Raw genomic sequence first — 20351 nt, 5'->3', positions numbered from 1 at the left:
TGAGCTCATTTCCTGCACATTATGCTCATTTCCGTTATAATGAGAATCGATATCATTAAAGTGTAGGAGGGGCTGCTTATGTCACAAGAAGCATTTGAAAATAAATTACTTGCCAATTTAGAGGCTGTTATTGACCCTGAACTAGGTGTTGATATCGTTAATCTTGGATTAGTTTATGATGTTACAGCAGATGAAAATAATAATGCTGTCATTACGATGACTATGACTTCTATCGGTTGTCCAATGGCTGGGCAAATCGTATCAGACGTTAAAAAAGTATTATCAACGAACGTACCTGAAGTTAATGAAATAGAAGTAAATGTCGTTTGGAATCCACCGTGGTCGAAAGAACGTATGTCACGTATGGCGAAAATCGCATTAGGCATTCGCGACTAAATAAAGTGGAAATTTCATCATTTGCGGATAGCGGGATAAAGAAAAGACCTGACTAGGATGTCAGGTCTTTTCTCTTATTATTTTACACCTACTGCATCATAAGCTTTCGTTACAGCTTGTACAGCTTTAGAGTTTTTACCATATAAATCTTCAGCTGACTGAAGAGCAGCTTGACGCATCATTTTGAAGTCAGAATTTGCAGTTAAATATTTCGTAAGAGCACGGTAGTAAATTTTTTCTGTCGCTTCACGGCCCACACCAGTTACTTTCACGCCGTAATGATCTCCGCCTTCAGATACTAAATATGCAGCTTTATTGTTAATACTGCTGTTAATATGAACACCGCCATTATCAGCTGTTCCAGTATAACGTTTACTATAGTGATCTGGGTAACCTTCACTTGGTTTTAATGGATTTGGAATAGACGCTGGGTCTTTAAGAGAGCGAAGTGCATCACCAGGTTTATCAGGTGTATAAATATCAGCACCTAAATCCCAGCTCTTCTTCTCAACCATAACACCCATAATATCAGATAACGATTCATTTAACGCCCCTGACTCATTTTTGTAAACAAGGTTTGCTGTATGTTCAGTTACAGCATGCGTTAATTCGTGACCGATAACATCAAGTCCAGCAGATAATGGAATGAACGTTTTTCCATCGCCATCACCGTACATCATTTGCACACCATTCCAAGCTGCGTTATTCCAGCTCTCCCCTACGTGAACAGTTGAAATAAGTTTCGCACCTTTATCATCGAAAGAGTTACGATTAAATGTCTTTTTGTAGTAATCATATACTTTTCCTGCATTTACATGCGCATCAACTGCAGCTTTATCTTCGAAGAACTTAGATTTACTTTCAACTTCTTCTCCTGTATATCCAAGCCATTGTGAGAATAAATTAAACCAGTTCTCGTCCATATTTTCTGCATCAAATGTATGAACACCTTGTCCTCGTTTACCATCAAACAAGTTGAATTGTCCTGTTTTCGTATCTTGAGCAATTTCAAATGATTGTCTAGCACCTAATACTCCGTAACCAAATCCAGTAATGTTATCTACAGCGTTATATTTCTCAATAACATTTCCATTCGTTGCATCAACAAAATAATGCCAATACCCTGGAGCTGGTTTTGAAATCGATGCCTTAACTAAGTATGCAAGGTAGTAATTACCGTCTTTTTCATATACAAATAAATCTTTTTTCACACCATCATAACTCTTTACTTTACCAATTTCTTTCTCAATATCTGCCTTTGCAATTGTTTCTGCTTGTTCCGCAGTAATGCTTGCAGCTGCAGGAATATTTTTATCATCTAAATTCGGAATAACTTGTCCGAAGAATGCTTTTACATTATTCTCTTTATCAAGTGTAACAGTTTGATCAGAACCGTACACAGGAATGTTATTATGTTTCTCAACTAGCTTCACGTGTGTCGTATCAGATTCAGCGTCTTTTTCTTCCCCAACGATATTAAAATGCTTTTCAATATTTCCTGCTAATTTAAACATATCTTTCTTACTCTCTAAGTATTGAAAGACTGTCTCTTTTTTATCTAGTCCTTCCGGTGCTTTCCATTCTTCACCTATGTATGCAGGTGTTTTAAATTCTTGATGATATTGAATTTTTTGTTCTTCCGCTTTCGTTGTCGTTGCCCCAAACGCTCCAAATCCCCCGGCGATAACAGTTAACGCTAATGCTGATGAAATGACTTGCTTTTTCACTATAACATTCCCCATTCCCATAAAGATTTTTGACACTTTTATACAATTCTTATTTTCCCAGCCGATACCTCTACCAAAAATTTGAGAAACATTTTTCAGACAATTCCAATCAAAAAAAGAGGACATCTATCGGATGTCCTCTTTTCTATAAACCTTTTATTGTTTTTTCAATTCAATTGCTAAATAGTGTGATTGCTCTTTCGCTTGAATGTGAATATCTTCTTCTACAGATTCTGCTGCATCCCGCATAACAAACGTTTCACCATTTATTACACTGCTTCCTTCAATTTGTACAAGGTACAATTGACGGCCTTCTTTCACTGGAAAATGAATTTCTTTTCCAGCCTCTAATGATAAAGAATATAAATTCGCATCTTGGTGAATTTGAATTGGTGCATTTCCTTCTACTGAAGATACCATATGGAACCATTCATCTTCACGCTTGCTCCAATCAAATTTAAACTCACCATAGTTTGGTTTATGATCTGCGCGGTCTGGTAAAATCCAAATTTGTAATAAACGCAGCGTTTCATCGCCTAAATTATGCTCGCTATGAAATACACCCGTGCCAGCACTCATATATTGAACATGTCCACGCTCAATTGTTCCGCGATTTCCCATGCTGTCTTCATGTGTTAAAGCACCATCTACAACGTAAGAAATAATCTCCATATCACGGTGCGGATGCATATCAAAACCAGTTTGCGCCGCTACTAGATCATCATTAATAACACGTAACGCTCCGAAGTTCATGTTATTTGGATTGTAGTAATTGGCAAAAGAAAAATGAAAATGTGTATTTAACCAACCATGATTTGCTCTGCCCATATTTTTATGATCAACTTTTCTAAACATATCCTTCACCTCATACTATCTCGAATTCGAGATTTATTTTAAAATTTTTTCTTACTGTAACTTTTTTAATAGTGTTAATAACTGCTTTTGTTCCTCTATATTTAAATTATGAAACTTCTCTGCTTGGAACGTTTCTTGAGGTGGGACGATTTCCTCATATAAAGCTCTTCCCTTTTCTGTTAAAGAAATATATTTCGTAGTACCCTCTTGTTCACGCAAAATCCACTCAAGCTGCTCCATTTTATTTAAAAGCTGCGTTACATTTCCTTTCGTAACAAATAGCTTATTTCCAAGTTCTTGCTGCGTTAAACGATTATGTCCTCCAACTTGAGCTAACACATCAAACTGGGCGGCAGATATATTCCATTTTTTCAAATGCTGATTCGTCTCACGAATACTCTTATTATAAAAGCGTGACAAACGAAACCATAATAGTAGCCCTAGTCTATCTTCTGTTTTCATTTCATCACCTCGCTCGTTTCATATCATTAGTTTAGAACTAAACTTATTAAAAGTCAAATACTTATTTTTTATAAGCACAAAAAGCACAGCGCTATTTCTCCACTATGCTTTACATTAACTTTCTACTCTTATATTCATCCAATTTCCTCTCCGCGAACTTCCTCGCATCTTTTTCAATCCACCGCTCTTCGTACCGTTCACTTCCCACATACAATATATCTCTCTTATGCTGCATCGCATGGCGGAATTCATGCAGTAGCGTTTTGAGAACTTGATCATACTCTTCCCACATACAAACGAAAATTAATTGCTTTTCTTTATGATAAAAACCACCTACTGGGAATAGGAACTCTTCTTCCTCTTCCCCTAATGATAGAAGCACATCATTTGCATCACACGTATCACAAAAAATAACGGGCGTTTTACATACTCCAATAAGAGAAAACAAATCCTCTCTCAACTTTTTGACATCCCAAGGAAGCTCCGAATCCAACACATACCAATTCTCTACCTGTTGATATACATTTTGAAACTGGAGTTCCATTTCTCTTTATTCCCCTTTCCAAGCACCCTTTTTCTATATGTATGCCACAATATGGTAAATATTAAACGTATTCTTTCATCCTTGAAAAAATGCCAATAAAAAAGGAATCTACGTCGACATAGATTCCTTTTCTGTAATCACTTTTTTTTCATCATTTTTTTTAATACAAAATAACCAATTGCACAAACAATAGCAGCAAGTGCAAAGTATTTCACATATGGCCCCGCAACTTTATTAATACTTTCCCACTCTGTTCCTAATTTAAAACCTAAATATACAAACACAATTGACCACGGAATAACAGCTAATGTAGTTAGCGTAATAAACTTAGCATGTGACATTTTCGCAATACCCGCTGGTATCGAAATAGCATGCCGCACAACCGGAATAAAACGTGCGGTAAAGATAACGCCAGTTCCATAACGATTAAACCAATCTTCAGCATAATCAATATGTTTCTTCTGAATTAAAATATATTTTCCATATCGCTCAAGAACAGGTCTTCCTCCATATCGACCAATCCAATAAATGAATAGTTGTGCAATTACACCACCAATTGTACCGAACGCGACAGCGCCCCAAAATGTAATGCTTCCTGTTGATACTAAATAACCTGCATAAGACAATACGATTTCACTTGGAATAACCTCTAGCATTAATCCAAGCATAATTCCCCAATAACCAAGTCCTTCTAAAAAAACTAAAACCGAATGGATCAACTCTCCTAACATCATGTACCTCTCTTTACTGTTTTCATTACAAAAATGAAAGTACAAGCAGAAAATATCTTGTACTTTTATTTTTTAAAATTTAGTTTAGTTAGTCTTCGTATCCCACTTAAAGATTTTATTTAAGAATTTATATACATTCTTCGACTCTTTTGTCAAAAGTGGGCCTAAAATGGATAGTATAAGCACGTATAGTGCTGAGAATGGTTTCAGTACTGACATTAAACCACCGGCGATACCGATATTAGCCATAATGATGGAGAACTCTCCTCTTGAAACGATTGTTAATCCGATATTTGTTGATGCTTTATGAGATAATCCAGCTTGTCTTCCTGCAATCATTCCTGCTACAAAGTTACCGATTATCGTAAGAAAGACAGCACCTAACGTTAACCATATCGCTCCGCCTAATGAGAACGGATCAATACTTAACCCGAAGCTGAAGAAGAAAATAGCTCCGAAAAAGTCTCTAAATGGAACAACAAGATGTTCAATTCGGTCACTATGCTCTGTCTCAGAGAAAACTAATCCTAGAAGAAGTGCTCCAATTGCTTCTGCAACGTGAATTGTTTCTGAAAAACCAGCAATGAAGAATAATGAAGCAAATACTACAATAATAAAGATTTCATCTGAGCTAATATTGAGCAATTTATTTAATAACGGCGTAGCCTTTCTAGCTACTATAAAGAATAGAAGCATATATCCTAAAGCAATTCCAATTGAAGTAAGGGCACCTAAGAAGGAAGCGTGATCCCCTAGTACTAAACCAGAAACAACTGATAGGTATACAGCAAGGAATATATCTTCAAACATAATAATTCCTAAAATTAATTCGGTTTCATTATTACCAGTTCTTCTTAAGTCCACTAACACTTTAGCAACGATAGCGCTAGAAGAAATCGTAATAATACCCGCAATAATTAAGATTTCTAGTAATGGGAATCCCATTATAAATCCGTATAACAAACCAAGTGAAAAGTTAATTAAAATATAAATCGTTCCGCCAATCGCAATAGAGCGTCCAGATTTAATTAGTTTTTTCATTGAAAATTCTAATCCTAGATAGAATAGAAGGAATAGAACCCCAATCCGTCCAAGGAAGGAAATTACACTTGCACTTTCAATAAATTTGAGATCGATAACACCTATTGTCGGTGCATGCGGTCCTACTAACATTCCAAGAACGATTAGAAAAGGAATTACTGAGAATTTAAATTTTCCAGCAATTACTGCTGCAATTGCCACTAAAACTAAAGCTGTACCAACTTCAAAAATTAACGTATCCATCTAATCAGTCCCCCCTATTTGAAAGTAATTCATTAATGATTTTTTTAATTTCTTCTCTCTCACCTGAAACTACAAGCATATCTCCTTCTTCAATTACTGTTTCTGGTCCTGGATTAAATAGCTTCTTCATGTTCTTCTTCATAACCGCGATTATTGTTACGCTATATGTTTTTCTTATTTCAAGATCGCCAATTGTTTTTCCGATTGCTGGAGCTGTATTCTCCACTTTGAACCACTCAATCGCTAAACCTTCAAAAACCATCTCAACATTTTCTAACGCCCTAGGCTTATATACCATTCCACCTAATATTGCAGCGATTTGTCTCGCCTCTGAGTCACGTAGTGAAATACTTGAGATGCTTTCTTCATGATCTGAATCAAAATGATACATTTCTCTACGACCATCATCATGAATGACAATTACCATCTTTTCGTTACCTTTCGTAACGATTTGAAACTTATAACCAATACCTGGAAGTTCACTTTCTCTAATATTCATTTTTAGCTCCTCCATAACTTGTTTATTTTAATTTTCTGTTTTTCTGTCTTTTATTCATCCAATCAACTTTAGAAATTCTAACCACTCAGGATATTTGTGATTTGGAAATCTTTTATTGTAATAATAAGTGGACCCTAAAAAGATACTTAAAGATGTAATGATAAAAAATATATTACTTCTCATTTTCAAACTCTCAAGACTTACTTTCCATAAAGAATCTTCTTTCAAATTATCCCCACCTTCTCGCTTTAAATTTAGTTTTTTAAAATGTAAATAATTCTAAAAATATTACGATGTAACATAATCATAACACAAAAATGATTTAAGTAACGTAATTTTTTAGAAAAATTGATTCTCGTATATTTTTTGCATATAATTTTCTTATTACGAAAAAAAGGAAGTGTATTATATGGTTGATATCTTTAGCAGATTCCTTGAGGTAACGAATAATATTTTATGGTCATATATTCTTATTGCAATGCTAATCGGCTTCGGTCTTTACTTCTCTTTTAAATTAAAATTTGTCCAAATTACTCATTTCAGTGAGATGGTCAGCTTAATTAGTAAAGGGTTTAATCGAAAAGAAAAAAAGAAAGATAGCATCTCACCATTCCAAGCATTTTGCTTAAGTGCAGCAGCACGTATCGGTATCGGAAACTTAGCTGGTGTAGCATTAGCAATTTCAATGGGTGGACCTGGCGCAATATTTTGGATGTGGTTTATCGCAATTATCGGAGCAGCTACTAGTTTTGTAGAATGTACACTTGCGCAAATTTATAAAGTAAAAGATGGAAGTAGGTTCCGTGGTGGACCAGCATATTACATGGAAAAAGGGTTAAACAAACGCTGGATGGGCGTCTGGTTTTCACTTCTTATTACAGTTGCGTACGGATTAATTTTCAATTCAGTGCAAGCAAATACAGTAACAATAGCGTTTGAAAATGCTTTTGGACTAGAGCGAACAATCGTAGGAGCTCTATTAGCCTTATTAGTTGCAGTTATTATTTTTGGTGGCATTAAGAGCATTTCACGTATTACAGAAATGATTGTTCCGCCAATGGCAATCGTTTATATCGGCGTGGCTATTTTTGTCGTTATTAACAACTTCAGTATGTTACCAAGCATTTTCATGGAAATCTTTAACGGTGCATTCGGTTTAGACCAAGCCATCGCTGGTGGTATTGGAGCAGCAATCAAGTTCGGAATTCAGCGCGGTTTATTCGCTACGGAAGCAGGAATGGGTAGCTCTCCTAATGCAGCCGCAACATCTGATGTATCTCACCCTGTAAAACAAGGGCTTGTTCAAGCATTAGGCGTTTTCGTAGATACATTCTTAGTATGTACATCAACAGCATTTATCGTATTATGTTCTGGACTTTACAAAGGATCAAATTTAGAAGGTATCGAATTAACACAAAACGCATTAAGTTCACAAATTGGACCGTGGGCAAGCACTTTCTTAGCGATTATTATTTTCCTATTCGCTTTCAGTTCACTTCTAGGAAACTACTATTATGGTGAAACAAATATCGCATTCATTAAAGAAAGTAAAACATGGTTAATGATTTATCGTGTTGCAGTTGTCGGAATGGTATTCTTCGGATCAATCGCTGCTCTTAAAACAGTTTGGAGTTTAGCTGATTTATTCATGGGACTAATGGTATTCACAAACTTAATTGCCATCTCATTCCTTAGCAAATTTGCTTACGCTGCATTAGTAGACTATTTGAAGCAAAAGAAACAAGGAAAAGATCCTGTCTTCGTTGCAAACTCTATCCCTGGCTTAAAAAATACAGAGTGCTGGGATGGGCAGGATGTAGAAGAAAAACAAAAGGCCGTTTAACAAATAAAAGCGGAAGTGGCTCGTTCAGAACAGGAGGGTGTTGGAACTCCTGATTACGAGGCGCTTTTTGCCTCGAATGAAGGAGTGAAACAACCGACTGTTCTAGCCGCTGGAGCTGGATATCATTTAAAGCGGAAGTGGCTCATTCAGAACCGCAGGACACTTCAAGCTCTCGACCTTGAAGCGCTTTTTGCTTCGAGCGAGAGAGCGAAATGACCGGAGATTCTAGCCGCTGGAGCTGGATATTAATTAAAAGCGGAGGTGACTTGCTCAGAACAGGAGGGCATTGGAGCTCCTGACGAAGAGGCGTTCTTTGCCTCACAGGAAGGCGCGAAATGACTGACTGGTCTAGTCACCGGAGCTGGATATCACTAAAAGCACAAGCGGCTCGTTTAGAACAAGAGCCATATCTCAAACAAAGGCCCTATTACTTCACCGTAATAGGGCCTTTTATTTACAACAGTTCATAATTTGTTCAAATTAATTCCAGCAAAAGGGTTGATTTATAGAGATTACTAGATTATAATGATTATAAATTAGTAATTGATATCACATAACAACTCAAAAGGAGATTGATCATAATGAACAAACAAGTAATCGAAGTATTAAACAAACAAGTAGCAGACTGGAGCGTTTTATTCACAAAACTTCACAACTTCCATTGGTACGTAAAAGGACCTCAATTCTTCACATTACACGAGAAATTCGAAGAACTTTACACAGAATCAGCTACTCACATCGATGAAATTGCAGAACGTATTTTAGCAATTGGCGGCAAACCAGTAGCAACAATGAAAGAATACTTAGAACTATCTTCTATTCAAGAAGCAGCATACGGAGAAACTGCAGAAGGGATGGTCGAAGCAATCATGAAAGACTACGAAATGATGCTAGTCGAACTGAAAAAAGGCATGGAAATCGCTCAAGACTCTGACGATGAAATGACATCTGACCTACTACTAGGCATCTACACAGAACTAGAAAAACACGCTTGGATGCTACGTGCGTTCTTGAATCAATAATAATTAAAAGCGGAAGCGGCTCGTTCAGAGTCGCTTTTTTATGTAATGGTCGCACTTAACGGTACACGAAATTATATCAACGATTTTTCAAATATATCGATCATAACTCGCAATATATCAACGATTTGACAAAGGATATCAATTTGCCGACAAATCACGACAATATCAGCGCCCCTCTCCCCTACTTTTATCAATATATTACAATCTCATCTATGTTAAAATATAGGAAACACCCTTTAGCTTTTCCAAATTCATCATTTACTACTTAAATGACGGGAGTGGTTCAGTTGAAAGACTACTTAATTAGAGCATTTTTTGCGTTAATAACAGTTGGGATTCTCTTACTTATAGCTAATATTTTCAATATACGTGTCGAGGTTAAGGACTATGCTTTCCTCGTTGTCGTAGCAATTGGTGGCGGCTGGGGTGGCTGGTACCTGTATAAAAAACAAAGCAATCAAAATGATAAAGGCATTCCAAAGTAATATGGAATGCCTCTTTTATTGCCTTCTGTAATAAATAATGAAATTCAGACCACTAATACAACCAATCGCAATAAACATACAAAACGATTGTGGATCTCCACCTAGATTATACTCATCAACGATAAATCCGGACATAAACAACGTTATCGCTGAAACACCGATACACAATACCGAGATAAACCAAAGCGAAAATTCATTAATCAACTCTTTCTTCTGTCTCAAAACAATTAGCATAACAAGAATAGACGCTGCTAAAATACTTTTAAAAACCGGACGTAAATATACGAACTCCTCCATCTATTTCTCCTTTCCCAAAACATTACATCTAAACATTAACATATTTAACTAAATTAAAAACACATGCCATCTTAAATTAAAACGACATGTGTTTCCGTGTTTCCGTATTTGCTATGATAGTTGCTTCCACTTCGTTCCCAAAACAGGACGCTCATAATTTTGGATTGCATGAATTAGTTTATCTGCTGTCTTAGCTGAAACGATCAATTCTTTATTTGATGAATTCATAAATCCTTCTTCTGCTGCACGTTCAACCATTTGCAAAATTGGTCCGTAAAAACCTTTTATGTTTAATAAACCAACCGGCTTATTATGTATACCAATTTGTGACCAACATACAACTTCAAATAGTTCTTCAAACGTTCCGTATCCGCCTGGAAGCGCGATAAAAGCATTCGCAAGCTCTGCCATTTTCGCTTTACGTTCATGCATCGTCTCTACTTCAATTAATTCTGTTAATCCTGTATGCACAATTTCTCCTCGAAATAGACCGCGCGGCATAACACCTGTTACACGTCCACCTAAACGAAGAACTTCGTTTGCTACTTCTCCCATTAATCCAACGCATGAACCACCGTATACAAGCTCATACTCGTTCTCAACAAACATTTTACCTAACTGAATTGCCTGCTCTTTGAATTCTGGTCTCTCCCCTAAATTAGAACCTGCAAACACACAAATCTTTCTCATTCCTACACCCCGAAACTATATATTGTTATGATACAATTGACATTGTACAACATATTGAGGAGATGAGGAAGAAATGGATATCGTTGCATTTCAAAGATGGGTTGAGGAATTTTACGAAAAACGAAGCTGGTCACAGTATAATGCCTTTATTCGCTTAAATTTCTTAACCGAGGAAGTTGGGGAAGTTTCACGAGTCGTTCGTGCTATTGAAATTGGCCGCGATCGCCCTGATGAAGATGCGAAAACAGAAGAAGAGCTAAAACAAGAACTAAAAGAAGAACTTGGCGATGTACTATCTAACCTTATTATTCTTTCGCAAAAATATGATTTAGACTTACAAGACATTATGGACGCACACGTCGCAAAGCTTTCAAAAAGGTTCGAAGTATCTAAATGAGAATATTATCAATTATGGTATAATATTCTTGTCACAATACTAAGGGGGATTTTATGTTATCAAAAAAATTGCACGACGCATTAAATGAACAAATGAACTTTGAATTTTACTCTGCCCATGCTTATATGGCAATGGCTGCTTACTGTACAGCTGAGAGCTATGATGGATTCGCTAACTTTTTCCTTGTACAAGCTGAAGAAGAACGTTTCCACGCAATGAAGCTTTACAACTATATTAATGACCGCGGAGAGCGCGCTATTATTACTGGATTTGATAATCCGAATAACGAATACGAATCTGTATTAAACGCTTTTGAAGTCGCACTTGAGCACGAGCGTGAAGTAACGAAACGTATTTACAACTTATCTGATATCGCTTGGGACGAGCGTGAACATGCAACAATTACATTCTTAAAATGGTTCGTTGACGAACAAGTTGAAGAAGAAGCTTCATTCGATAGCATCATTCAAAAATTAAAACGTATTACAAGCGATTCAAACGCACTGTTTATGCTAGATGCTGAATTAGAGAAACGTACATTTACGCCTCCAGCTGAGTAATATTTCAATCACCTTAATACATGTATTAAGGTGATTTTTTTGTTTGCTCTCTATCTTAAAATCTCCTTAAATTTCCTCATATTTGACATAGTGCCAGATATAAAATGGTATTATTTTCAATATAAAAACGAATATACGAGGAGAGGAAAAATGAATCAACGTGTAGAAGCTGTTGATGCAATTCGTGGTTTCGCTTTGTTTGGCATTTTACTAGTCAATATGACATTAATTCAATTTGGGTTCTTCACCAGTGAAAAACCAACTTATCTATTTGGCGATCTTGATAAAGGTGCTAATTGGTTTATTCAATTTTTCGGCACACATAACTTTATATCCCTATTTTCTTTTCTATTTGGGCTTAGCATTATTTTGTTACAAAAAAGTATTATCGCAAAAGGAAAAAAATTCTTCCCCACATACATAAGACGTATTATCATTCTTTTACTACTCGGCTACATTCACGGCACTTTTGTTTGGGAGGGAGATATTTTATTTGCATACGGAATAATCGGGATTTTTTTAATGATATTCATCAATCGAAAACCGAAAACTTTGCTTATTTGGGCGATTATTCTACTCGCACTTATTACACTTATGTCTTATCAAACTGATCCATCTACAAATATAAATGATTTCGCACCTTATACTGAAAAAGAACATAAAGTCCATCAAACTGGAAGCTATATGGATCACGTCAACTTTAGATTGACTGAAAATCCTTTTGATTACATGGGAATTGACGGTGCATTCGGATTATTTTTCATATCAGTTTTCGCAATAATTTTTATGTCTCCACTGTTCCTACTCGGAATGTATGTAGGGAAAAAAGGCTGGCTATTTGAGGTCAGTAAACATATACCTGCTGTCAAAAAAATATGGTTTGCCACCGGTCTCTTCTCTTTTACAATTAAAATCTTAGCTATGTTCATAAAACACCCGGTTTTAATTATGTTACAAGATGGTCTTACACCAGTAACTATGACCTTCTTTTACGGAAGCACAATCATTTTATTATTCCATTACAAAAAAGCAACCCGTCTACTAACATACATGGCGAGCATGGGGAAAATGTCCGTTAGTAATTACTTAGCGCAATCTATTATCGCAACAACCATTTTTTACGCATATGGATTTGGCTTATACGGGAAAATCGGCTATTTCTTCGGTATTCTTTTAACCATCGGAATTTATACAATTCAATTATTCGTTAGCACCTATTGGCTCCAGAAATACCGAATGGGGCCAGTGGAATATGTGTGGAGACTGGGAACTTATTTAGAGAAACCACGTTTTAAAAGAGACTTGGATAAAGCAAGTTAAACAAAAAAAGCAATGAGCCTACGCTCATTGCTTTTCTTAATTTATTAAAGCATAACCCCAACGATAATCGCTGATAATATACTTACTAATGTTGCACCGTATACAAGTTTTAAACCGAATGATGATACAACGTTTGCTTGTTTGCCATCGATACTCTTCGTTGCACCTGCGATAATTCCGATAGATGAGAAGTTCGCAAATGATACAAGGAAGATAGATAAAATACCTACTGTACGAGCTGATAAATCACCAGCTACTTTACCAAGATCAAGCATTGCAACGAATTCATTCGTTACTAATTTTGTTGCCATAATTTGTCCTGCTTGTAACATCTCTGATGTTGGAATACCCATTACGAATGCTAATGGTGAGAAGATATATCCTAAAATGCTTTGGAATGTGATTCCGAAAATTGAATCGAATACACCATTAATTGCTGTAATTAATGCCACGAAACCGATTAACATCGCCGCTACTGTTACAGCGATTGAGAAACCAAGCATAATATATTCGCCTAACATTTCAAAGAATGTTTGTTTCTTGTCTTCTTGTAATTCTAAAATATCGTCTTCTTCTTTTACTTCATATGGATTAATGATATGAACGATAATGAATCCACTGAATAAGTTTAATACAAGTGCTGTTACTACATATTTTGGATCAATCATTTTCATATAAGAACCGACAATTGACATCGATACTGTAGACATTGAAGATGCACAAAGTGTGTATAAACGATTTTTCGGTAATTTGCTTAGTTGATCTTTTACTGTAATGAATACTTCCCCTTGACCAACGATTGCAGCTGCTACCGCATTATATGATTCTAGTTTTCCTAAACCGTTAACTTTACTTAATAGGAAACCGACTGCACGAATGATAATCGGTAAAACTTTAATATGTTGCAGAATCCCGATTAATACTGCTAAGAAAATAATCGGTAATAATACTGTTAAGAAGAATGGTGCTTGTCCATCGTTTGCTAGACCACCAAATACGAAATTAACCCCAGCTTCCGCAAATTTTAAAATAGCGCCAAATCCATCTGCGATCCCTTTTACTAATACAAATCCGACCTTTGTATTTAGTAAGAAATACGCAAGTACCAATTGAATGACAAGCATAAGTGCAATTGGTTTATATTTAATTTTCTTACGATCTGAACTAATAAGGAAACCTAGTACAAACACTACAAGTAAACCGACTAGAAACATTACGAACTTCATATGTGAATCCTCCACTTCTCCCACGAGTTATTGGTCGTATAACGTATAACGAATGACGTCTGACCATTGTTGTTAAAAAAATTTAAAACCCCTAAAACTATTCAACTGTCATCTAAAATCAGTAAGCGTTTACATAAATTGCAATTTATAAAAGGTAGCTTCTTCTCTCCTACCATACTTGAAAGTCTGAAATTGATACCACCTACAAATCAAATTGTAAGCGTTATCTAGACGAAATGCAATATAAATTTTAAAAGATTTTTATATGTTAATATATTCCTAATTAATTGGTTTTTTCATGTAAATTTACCATAAAAAAATAGCCCTAGCTATGAGCTAGAGCCATCCTTTTTTTATAACATAACACCAACGATAATCGCTGATAGAATACTTACTAATGTCGCACCGTACACAAGGCGTAGACCAAATGATGATACAACATTTGATTGATTTTCATCGATACCTTTCGTTGCACCTGCAATAATTCCGATAGATGAGAAGTTCGCAAATGATACAAGGAATACAGAGAGAATACCAACCGTACGAGCCGATAAATCACCAGCTACTTTACCAAGATCAAGCATCGCAACAAACTCGTTTGATACTAATTTTGTTGCCATAATTTGTCCCGCTGTTACCATTTCTGCTTGCGGGATGCCCATTACGAATGCTAATGGTGAGAAAATATATCCTAAAATAGCTTGGAATGTAATACCGAACATTGTATCAAACAAGCTATTGATTGCTGTAATTAATGCTACGAAACCGAGTAACATAGCTGCTACTGTAATCGCAATCGTGAAACCAAGCATAATGTACTCGCTCAGCATTTCAAAGAATGATTGTTTTTTCTTATTTTCTAATTTCAGTGTATCTTCTTCTTCTGTAATATCGTACGGGTTAATAATATGAATGATAATGAAACCACTAAATAAATTTAATACAAGTGCTGTTACTACATATTTCGGTTCGATCATTTTCATATAAGAACCAACGATTGACATCGACACTGTCGACATAGAAGATGCACATAATGTATATAAACGATGTTTTGGGATTTTACTTAATTGATCTTTTACTGTAATAAATACTTCTGCTTGTCCAACAATGGCAGCTGCTACTGCGTTATATGATTCTAGTTTTCCTAGACCATTTACTTTACTTAACAACGTACCAATAGCACGAATAAATATCGGTAAAATTTTAAAGTGTTGCAGAATTCCGATTAAAACCGCAAAGAATACGATTGGTAATAACGCTGTTAAGAAGAATGAAACCTCTCCTTTATTAACAAGACCACCAAATACGAAAACGATTCCAGCTTCCGCATATCCAAGAAGTGCGCCAAATCCATCTGAAATTCCTTTTACTAAAATATAACCAACTTGCGTATTTAATAAGAAATAAGATAATGCTAGCTGAATAATAAGCATAATTGCGATTGGTTTATACTTAATCTTCTTTCGATCGGCACTTATAAGAAAACCGAGTACAAATACAACGAGTAATCCTACAAGGAACATAACAAACTTCATTAATAAAATCCTCCATTTAACTCTTCATTAACGTTGAACGTCTGACCATTCAAAACAAGAAATAATCCGAACTTTCCATTTCTCCTCCAAAATCTTCAATTGGATAGGAAAGATCATAAAACCTCTTATTTCAAAGGCATTTTCCATTCTAACATAAATCACAACTCATATCCGCACTTTTCTTTAAAAAATTACATTTTATTATAAAACGTCTATGAATGTTCGTCTTTTACTATCTGCAAATAGTTGAATAAAACAAAAAAAGAGCATCAAGTTTCACTTGATGCCCTTTTCATTATACCGCTTTTTCTTTATCAGCTACCGCTGACTCATCCCAACACTCTGTATTGTTCAAACCTGGAATAGACTCCGCATAAAAGACTGGATCTTTCCCTTGTTTCTTTTGCTTAATATAATCTGATAACGCTGCGAAAGCATACTTAGAAAGGAATACAATTGCTACTAAGTTAATAACAGCCATAATTCCCATAAATAAATCTGCTAAATCCCAAACGATTTGAATTGTCGCTACAGATCCTAGCATAACCATACCAAGTACAGCAATGCGGTACGCTGTTAATAACACTTTACTTCCATTTAAGAATTCAATATTTGTTTCACCATAGTAGTAGTTACCTACTAATGAACTGAACGCAAACAAGAAGATTGCCACTGCTACAAATATAGAAGCCCATGGACCGATATGTTGACTTAACGCCTGCTGCGTTAATTGAATTCCGTTTAAATCAGCTGCATTATGCACATCTGATAAAAGAATAATAAATGCTGTACAACTACAAATTAATAATGTATCAGTAAATACCCCTAAAGTTTGAATGAAACCTTGTTTAACTGGGTGCGTTACGTTTGCAGTCGCTGCTGCGTTCGGCGCACTACCCATACCTGCTTCATTTGAGAATAACCCACGTTTTACCCCTAATAAAATCGCAGCTCCTAATCCTCCGCCTACTACTTCTTTAATTCCGAAAGCATGTAAGAAAATTTCTTTAAATACATATGGAATTGCCGTAATGTTTGTTACAACAACGAATAATGCCACTGCTACATAAATAATTGCCATTACTGGAACAATCATTTCAACCGCGCGAGCAATTCGTTTTACTCCACCGAAAATAATAACTGCAAGTAAAACAGCCATAACAAGACCTACTAATCTACTATCTGTTTTGAACGCCCCATCAAAGGCAGCCGCTACAGTATTAGACTGTACAGCGTTAAAAATCAATCCGAAACTTACTGTTATTAGAACAGAGAACACAACACCTAACCAGCGTTTCTTTAAACCCTTTTCCATATAATACGCTGGGCCCCCACGGAATGCATTCCCATCTTTTACTTTATAAATTTGCGCTAATGTGCTCTCTACAAATGCAGAAGCACCCCCAATTACCGCGATTAACCACATCCAAAATACTGCTCCTGGACCACCTGCTGAGATCGCAATAGCTACACCAGCTAAGTTACCAGTACCTACACGAGAAGCTGTACTCATACAAAACGCTTGGAATGATGATACGCCGCTCTTCTCTTTTTGCGCTTTCCTCGTTTTCGAGCTTGCTCCATCCCCAAGCAAACGAATCATTTCACCGAAGTAACGAACTTGGACAAATTTCACACGAAATGAAAAATAGAGCCCTAACCCAATTAACATCGCAATAATGATATATGACCAAAGGATATTATTTATATCCCCAATTACCTTAGCTAAAAAATCCATAATTGCATTGCCCCCTCTTCCTAACAATAAGAAAATTATATTCTAAAAACTTTTAGTAATCAAGAACTTTATGTTAGGTTTTATAACATGAGTACGTTAACTCTTTTAACATACGTGTTTTTTTACATGAAAATATAGCCATTACATGCATTTATCCAATACTTAATAACTTATCCTATTCGACCAGCCATACTTTTAAAACAGTACGTTCCCCACAAATAACGAGAGAAACAAACAAAAAAGTTATATTAATAATTACCCCTCACCCTTTTCACCATTTACTACAACAAAAAAGGCGAGCATCGAATTCACCTCGATGCTCGCCTTTTCAATTACACTGCTTTTTCTTTATCTGTTACCACTGGCTTATCCCAGCACTCTGTATTCGTTAAACCAGGAATAGAATCTGCACTGAAGACTGGATCTTTCCCTTGTTTCTTTTGCCTTACATAGTCTGTTAATGCCGCGTACGCAAATCGGCCAAGAAGTGTAATCGCAATTAAGTTCGTGATTACCATTAGACCCATAAATAAGTCTGCCATATTCCATACAACTTGAAGCGTCGCAACAGAACCGAATAATACCATTCCAACTACCGCAATACGGTAAATTGTTAACCACGTTTTGCTTTGCTTAATAAATTCAATATTTGTTTCACCATAATAGTAGTTTCCTAAAAGAGAACTAAATGCAAATAAGAAAATAATAATCGCTAAGAAGCTACTTGCCCATGGGCCGATTTGTGAGCTTAATGCATTTTGTGTTAATTCAATACCTTCTAAATTCGTTGCTTTATATGCACCAGAACATAGTACGATAAATGCTGTTGATGTACATACTAAGAATGTATCTACTAAAACGCCGATCGTTTGAATAAAACCTTGTTTTGCTGGATGCGTTACATCAGCTGTTGCTGCCGCGTTCGGCGCACTACCCATACCTGCTTCGTTCGCAAATAATCCGCGCTGAATACCATATTTCATCGCAGCACCGATACCGCCACCTACAGCTGAATCTAAACCGAATGCACCTTTAAAGATTTCCGTAAACACATCTGGTATTAAATAGAAGTTTTTAATGACAACAAAAATAGCTACCGCAATATAAACAAGCGCCATTGGCGGAACAATCATTTCCGACATACGTGCAATACTTTTTACACCACCAAAAATAATAACCGCAACTAATGCAGCTAATACAATACCAACAATATAACGCTCTAAACCAAATGCATTTTCAAACGCTAATGTTACTGTATTCGCTTGTACTGAGTTAAAAATTAAACCGTAACTAACTGTAATAAGGATAGAAAACCAAATTCCCATCCAACGTTTATTTAAACCTTTTTCCATATAATAAGCAGGACCACCACGGAAGCCACTGCCATCTTTTACTTTATAAATTTGGGCAAGCGTACTTTCTACGAAACTTGAAGAAGCCCCGATAATCGCAATAACCCACATCCAAAATACAGCTCCAGGTCCTCCCATAGATATAGCTAATGCTACACCAGCTAAGTTACCGATACCAATACGAGCTGCTGAACTCATACAAAACGCTTGGAAAGAAGATACACTACCTTTTTTACGCGTCTTTCCAGTTAATCCATCACTCATTAGTCGAACCATTTCCCCTAAATGAGTAATTTGTACGAATTTCAATTTAATAGAAAAATAAAGACCTAAACCAATTAACATTGCAATAAGAATATATGACCAAAGAATTGTATTTGTTGATGAAATAAATTGCTCTAAAATATTCATACAATTAACCCCTCCTTTTCTCCATAAAACGAATTATATTTAAAAAACATTCAAAAATCAACATTTTTCGACAATTTGCAATTTCCAAATATTAGCCAGGTTCACAGTAACAATATCTTTATGACTGACTACCCTCCCTCTAACTGTGCATACTAAAACAAAAAATAAATTCACAAACAACCCTATTGACAAAAATACCAACCTGTAACTATAATGATTACAACAGGTTGTAACAAACCTAATTACAACGAATTCATTTACTTTCAGATATACACTTTAACAAAACACTTTGGAGGGATTTATTATGAAAATCGGAATTATCGGAGCAACTGGTAAAGCAGGAAGTCGTATTTTAAAAGAAGCATTAGATCGCGGACATGAAGTAACTGCAATCGTAAGAAACGCTGCAAAAATTACAGAAGAAAACGTAAAAGTTTTAGAAAAAGACGTATTTTCTCTTACATCTAACGACTTGCAAGCATTCGATGTAGTTGTAAATGCATTCGGTGCTCCAGCAGGACAAGAACACCTTCACGTAGATGCAGGAAACGTACTAATTGAAGCGATGAAAGGTGCACCTAACACAAAATTACTTGTAGTTGGTGGCGCTGGAAGCTTATTTGTAGACGAAGAGAAAACAACACGTGTATTTGAGACACCAGGTTTCCCGAAAGAATATCTTGCAACAGCTCAAAACCAAGGTAAAAACTTAGAAATCTTACAACAAACAAATGACATTACTTGGACATTCATCAGCCCTTCTGCACTATTCGCATTAGGAAAACGTACTGGTTCTTATAAAGCTGGTAAAGACAACCTTCTTGTGAACGCAAAAGGTGATAGCTACGTAAGTTACGAAGACTTCGCAGTTGCAGCACTTGATGAAATTGAAAACCCAAAACATGTAAACGAACGCTTCACAGTAGTTTCTGAAGCTGAATAATAAAAAAAGCTCGTAAAACATTATGTTTTACGAG

Annotated in this window: 21 protein-coding genes; 8 read left to right on the top strand and 13 right to left on the bottom strand. The window is 35.9% G+C overall.

The annotated features are described in order from the left end of the window. The first annotated feature begins 78 nt into the window (after nucleotides 1-78). Nucleotides 79-396, top strand: coding sequence for a metal-sulfur cluster assembly factor (locus ACTFRM_RS27590; protein ID WP_000076422.1), 318 nt, complete (start codon nucleotides 79-81; stop codon nucleotides 394-396). Between the two features lie 77 nt (nucleotides 397-473). Here the strand turns inward: ACTFRM_RS27590 and nprB are convergent, their stop codons facing one another. From nprB to ACTFRM_RS27555, 7 genes are all read right to left on the bottom strand, one after another. Next, on the bottom strand, nucleotides 474-2123 hold the full coding sequence (gene nprB / locus ACTFRM_RS27585; protein WP_000745123.1) for a neutral protease NprB: 1650 nt from the start codon (nucleotides 2121-2123) through the stop codon (nucleotides 474-476). Nucleotides 2124-2279: 156 nt separating this feature from the next. Then, nucleotides 2280-2978 carry a pirin family protein gene (locus ACTFRM_RS27580; protein WP_000488927.1) on the bottom strand — a complete coding sequence of 233 codons (699 nt, stop codon included), beginning with the start codon at nucleotides 2976-2978 and terminating at the stop codon, nucleotides 2280-2282. Nucleotides 2979-3029: 51 nt separating this feature from the next. Continuing rightward, nucleotides 3030-3440, bottom strand: coding sequence for a MarR family winged helix-turn-helix transcriptional regulator (locus ACTFRM_RS27575; protein WP_000845467.1), 411 nt, complete (start codon nucleotides 3438-3440; stop codon nucleotides 3030-3032). Nucleotides 3441-3549: 109 nt separating this feature from the next. Then, complete coding sequence (locus ACTFRM_RS27570) at nucleotides 3550-3984, bottom strand: DUF3920 family protein (RefSeq protein WP_000422806.1); 435 nt, start codon at nucleotides 3982-3984, stop codon at nucleotides 3550-3552. Nucleotides 3985-4121: 137 nt separating this feature from the next. Beyond that, nucleotides 4122-4715, bottom strand: coding sequence for a DedA family protein (locus tag ACTFRM_RS27565; protein WP_000900214.1), 594 nt, complete (start codon nucleotides 4713-4715; stop codon nucleotides 4122-4124). Nucleotides 4716-4799: 84 nt separating this feature from the next. Then, entirely contained in the window at nucleotides 4800-5999 is a 1200-nt protein-coding gene (locus ACTFRM_RS27560; protein WP_440043790.1) for a cation:proton antiporter, read from the bottom strand. Nucleotides 6000-6003: 4 nt separating this feature from the next. Next, nucleotides 6004-6498, bottom strand: a complete 495-nt coding sequence (locus ACTFRM_RS27555; RefSeq protein ID WP_001026075.1) for a cation:proton antiporter regulatory subunit — start codon at nucleotides 6496-6498, stop codon at nucleotides 6004-6006. 409 nt (nucleotides 6499-6907) lie between these two features. Here ACTFRM_RS27555 and ACTFRM_RS27550 point away from each other — a divergent pair, with 409 nt between their 5' ends. The 3 genes from ACTFRM_RS27550 (at nucleotide 6908) to ACTFRM_RS27540 (ending at nucleotide 9848) form a co-directional block, all read left to right on the top strand. Continuing rightward, nucleotides 6908-8341 carry an alanine/glycine:cation symporter family protein gene (locus tag ACTFRM_RS27550; protein ID WP_000227591.1) on the top strand — a complete coding sequence of 478 codons (1434 nt, stop codon included), beginning with the start codon at nucleotides 6908-6910 and terminating at the stop codon, nucleotides 8339-8341. A 581-nt stretch (nucleotides 8342-8922) separates the two neighbouring features. Continuing rightward, nucleotides 8923-9363, top strand: a complete 441-nt coding sequence (locus ACTFRM_RS27545) for a Dps family protein (RefSeq protein ID WP_001041895.1) — start codon at nucleotides 8923-8925, stop codon at nucleotides 9361-9363. A gap of 287 nt (nucleotides 9364-9650) precedes the next feature. Then, nucleotides 9651-9848, top strand: coding sequence for a hypothetical protein (locus ACTFRM_RS27540; RefSeq protein ID WP_000656312.1), 198 nt, complete (start codon nucleotides 9651-9653; stop codon nucleotides 9846-9848). Between the two features lie 15 nt (nucleotides 9849-9863). Here ACTFRM_RS27540 and ACTFRM_RS27535 read toward each other — a convergent pair whose 3' ends face one another. Continuing rightward, complete coding sequence (locus ACTFRM_RS27535; RefSeq protein ID WP_000390910.1) at nucleotides 9864-10145, bottom strand: hypothetical protein; 282 nt, start codon at nucleotides 10143-10145, stop codon at nucleotides 9864-9866. Between the two features lie 111 nt (nucleotides 10146-10256). Then, nucleotides 10257-10820, bottom strand: coding sequence for a TIGR00730 family Rossman fold protein (locus ACTFRM_RS27530; protein WP_440043804.1), 564 nt, complete (start codon nucleotides 10818-10820; stop codon nucleotides 10257-10259). Nucleotides 10821-10908: 88 nt separating this feature from the next. On the opposite strand from ACTFRM_RS27530, the gene ACTFRM_RS27525 reads away from it, so the two are divergent. The 3 genes from ACTFRM_RS27525 (at nucleotide 10909) to ACTFRM_RS27515 (ending at nucleotide 13112) form a co-directional block, all read left to right on the top strand. Then, complete coding sequence (locus ACTFRM_RS27525) at nucleotides 10909-11232, top strand: MazG nucleotide pyrophosphohydrolase domain-containing protein (protein WP_000355744.1); 324 nt, start codon at nucleotides 10909-10911, stop codon at nucleotides 11230-11232. A 53-nt stretch (nucleotides 11233-11285) separates the two neighbouring features. Further along, nucleotides 11286-11792: a ferritin gene (locus ACTFRM_RS27520; RefSeq protein WP_000949403.1), complete on the top strand. Its 507-nt coding sequence runs from the start codon at nucleotides 11286-11288 to the stop codon at nucleotides 11790-11792. A gap of 150 nt (nucleotides 11793-11942) precedes the next feature. After that, on the top strand, nucleotides 11943-13112 hold the full coding sequence (locus ACTFRM_RS27515; protein ID WP_001076348.1) for a DUF418 domain-containing protein: 1170 nt from the start codon (nucleotides 11943-11945) through the stop codon (nucleotides 13110-13112). A gap of 44 nt (nucleotides 13113-13156) precedes the next feature. Here the strand turns inward: ACTFRM_RS27515 and ACTFRM_RS27510 are convergent, their stop codons facing one another. The 4 genes from ACTFRM_RS27510 to ACTFRM_RS27495 all read right to left on the bottom strand — a co-directional run bounded on the left by ACTFRM_RS27510 (nucleotide 13157) and on the right by ACTFRM_RS27495 (nucleotide 19374). After that, nucleotides 13157-14338: a NupC/NupG family nucleoside CNT transporter gene (locus ACTFRM_RS27510; protein ID WP_000673874.1), complete on the bottom strand. Its 1182-nt coding sequence runs from the start codon at nucleotides 14336-14338 to the stop codon at nucleotides 13157-13159. 353 nt (nucleotides 14339-14691) lie between these two features. Further along, complete coding sequence (locus ACTFRM_RS27505) at nucleotides 14692-15873, bottom strand: NupC/NupG family nucleoside CNT transporter (protein ID WP_000673841.1); 1182 nt, start codon at nucleotides 15871-15873, stop codon at nucleotides 14692-14694. Between the two features lie 295 nt (nucleotides 15874-16168). Continuing rightward, on the bottom strand, nucleotides 16169-17611 hold the full coding sequence (locus tag ACTFRM_RS27500) for an alanine/glycine:cation symporter family protein (protein ID WP_000346376.1): 1443 nt from the start codon (nucleotides 17609-17611) through the stop codon (nucleotides 16169-16171). A gap of 332 nt (nucleotides 17612-17943) precedes the next feature. Beyond that, complete coding sequence (locus ACTFRM_RS27495) at nucleotides 17944-19374, bottom strand: alanine/glycine:cation symporter family protein (protein ID WP_001022930.1); 1431 nt, start codon at nucleotides 19372-19374, stop codon at nucleotides 17944-17946. Nucleotides 19375-19678: 304 nt separating this feature from the next. Between ACTFRM_RS27495 and ACTFRM_RS27490 the strand changes: the two genes are divergently transcribed. Next, entirely contained in the window at nucleotides 19679-20317 is a 639-nt protein-coding gene (locus ACTFRM_RS27490) for an NAD(P)-dependent oxidoreductase (RefSeq protein ID WP_000689907.1), read from the top strand. The last annotated feature ends 34 nt before the right edge of the window (nucleotides 20318-20351 follow it).

It is taken from the genome of Bacillus cereus group sp. MYBK227-1 (assembly GCF_051916325.1).
GTDB classification, from domain to species: Bacteria; Bacillota; Bacilli; order Bacillales; family Bacillaceae_G; genus Bacillus_A; species Bacillus_A cereus.
Note: the sequence above shows the minus strand (reverse complement) of the source record. Positions and strands in the feature narration are given on the sequence as shown.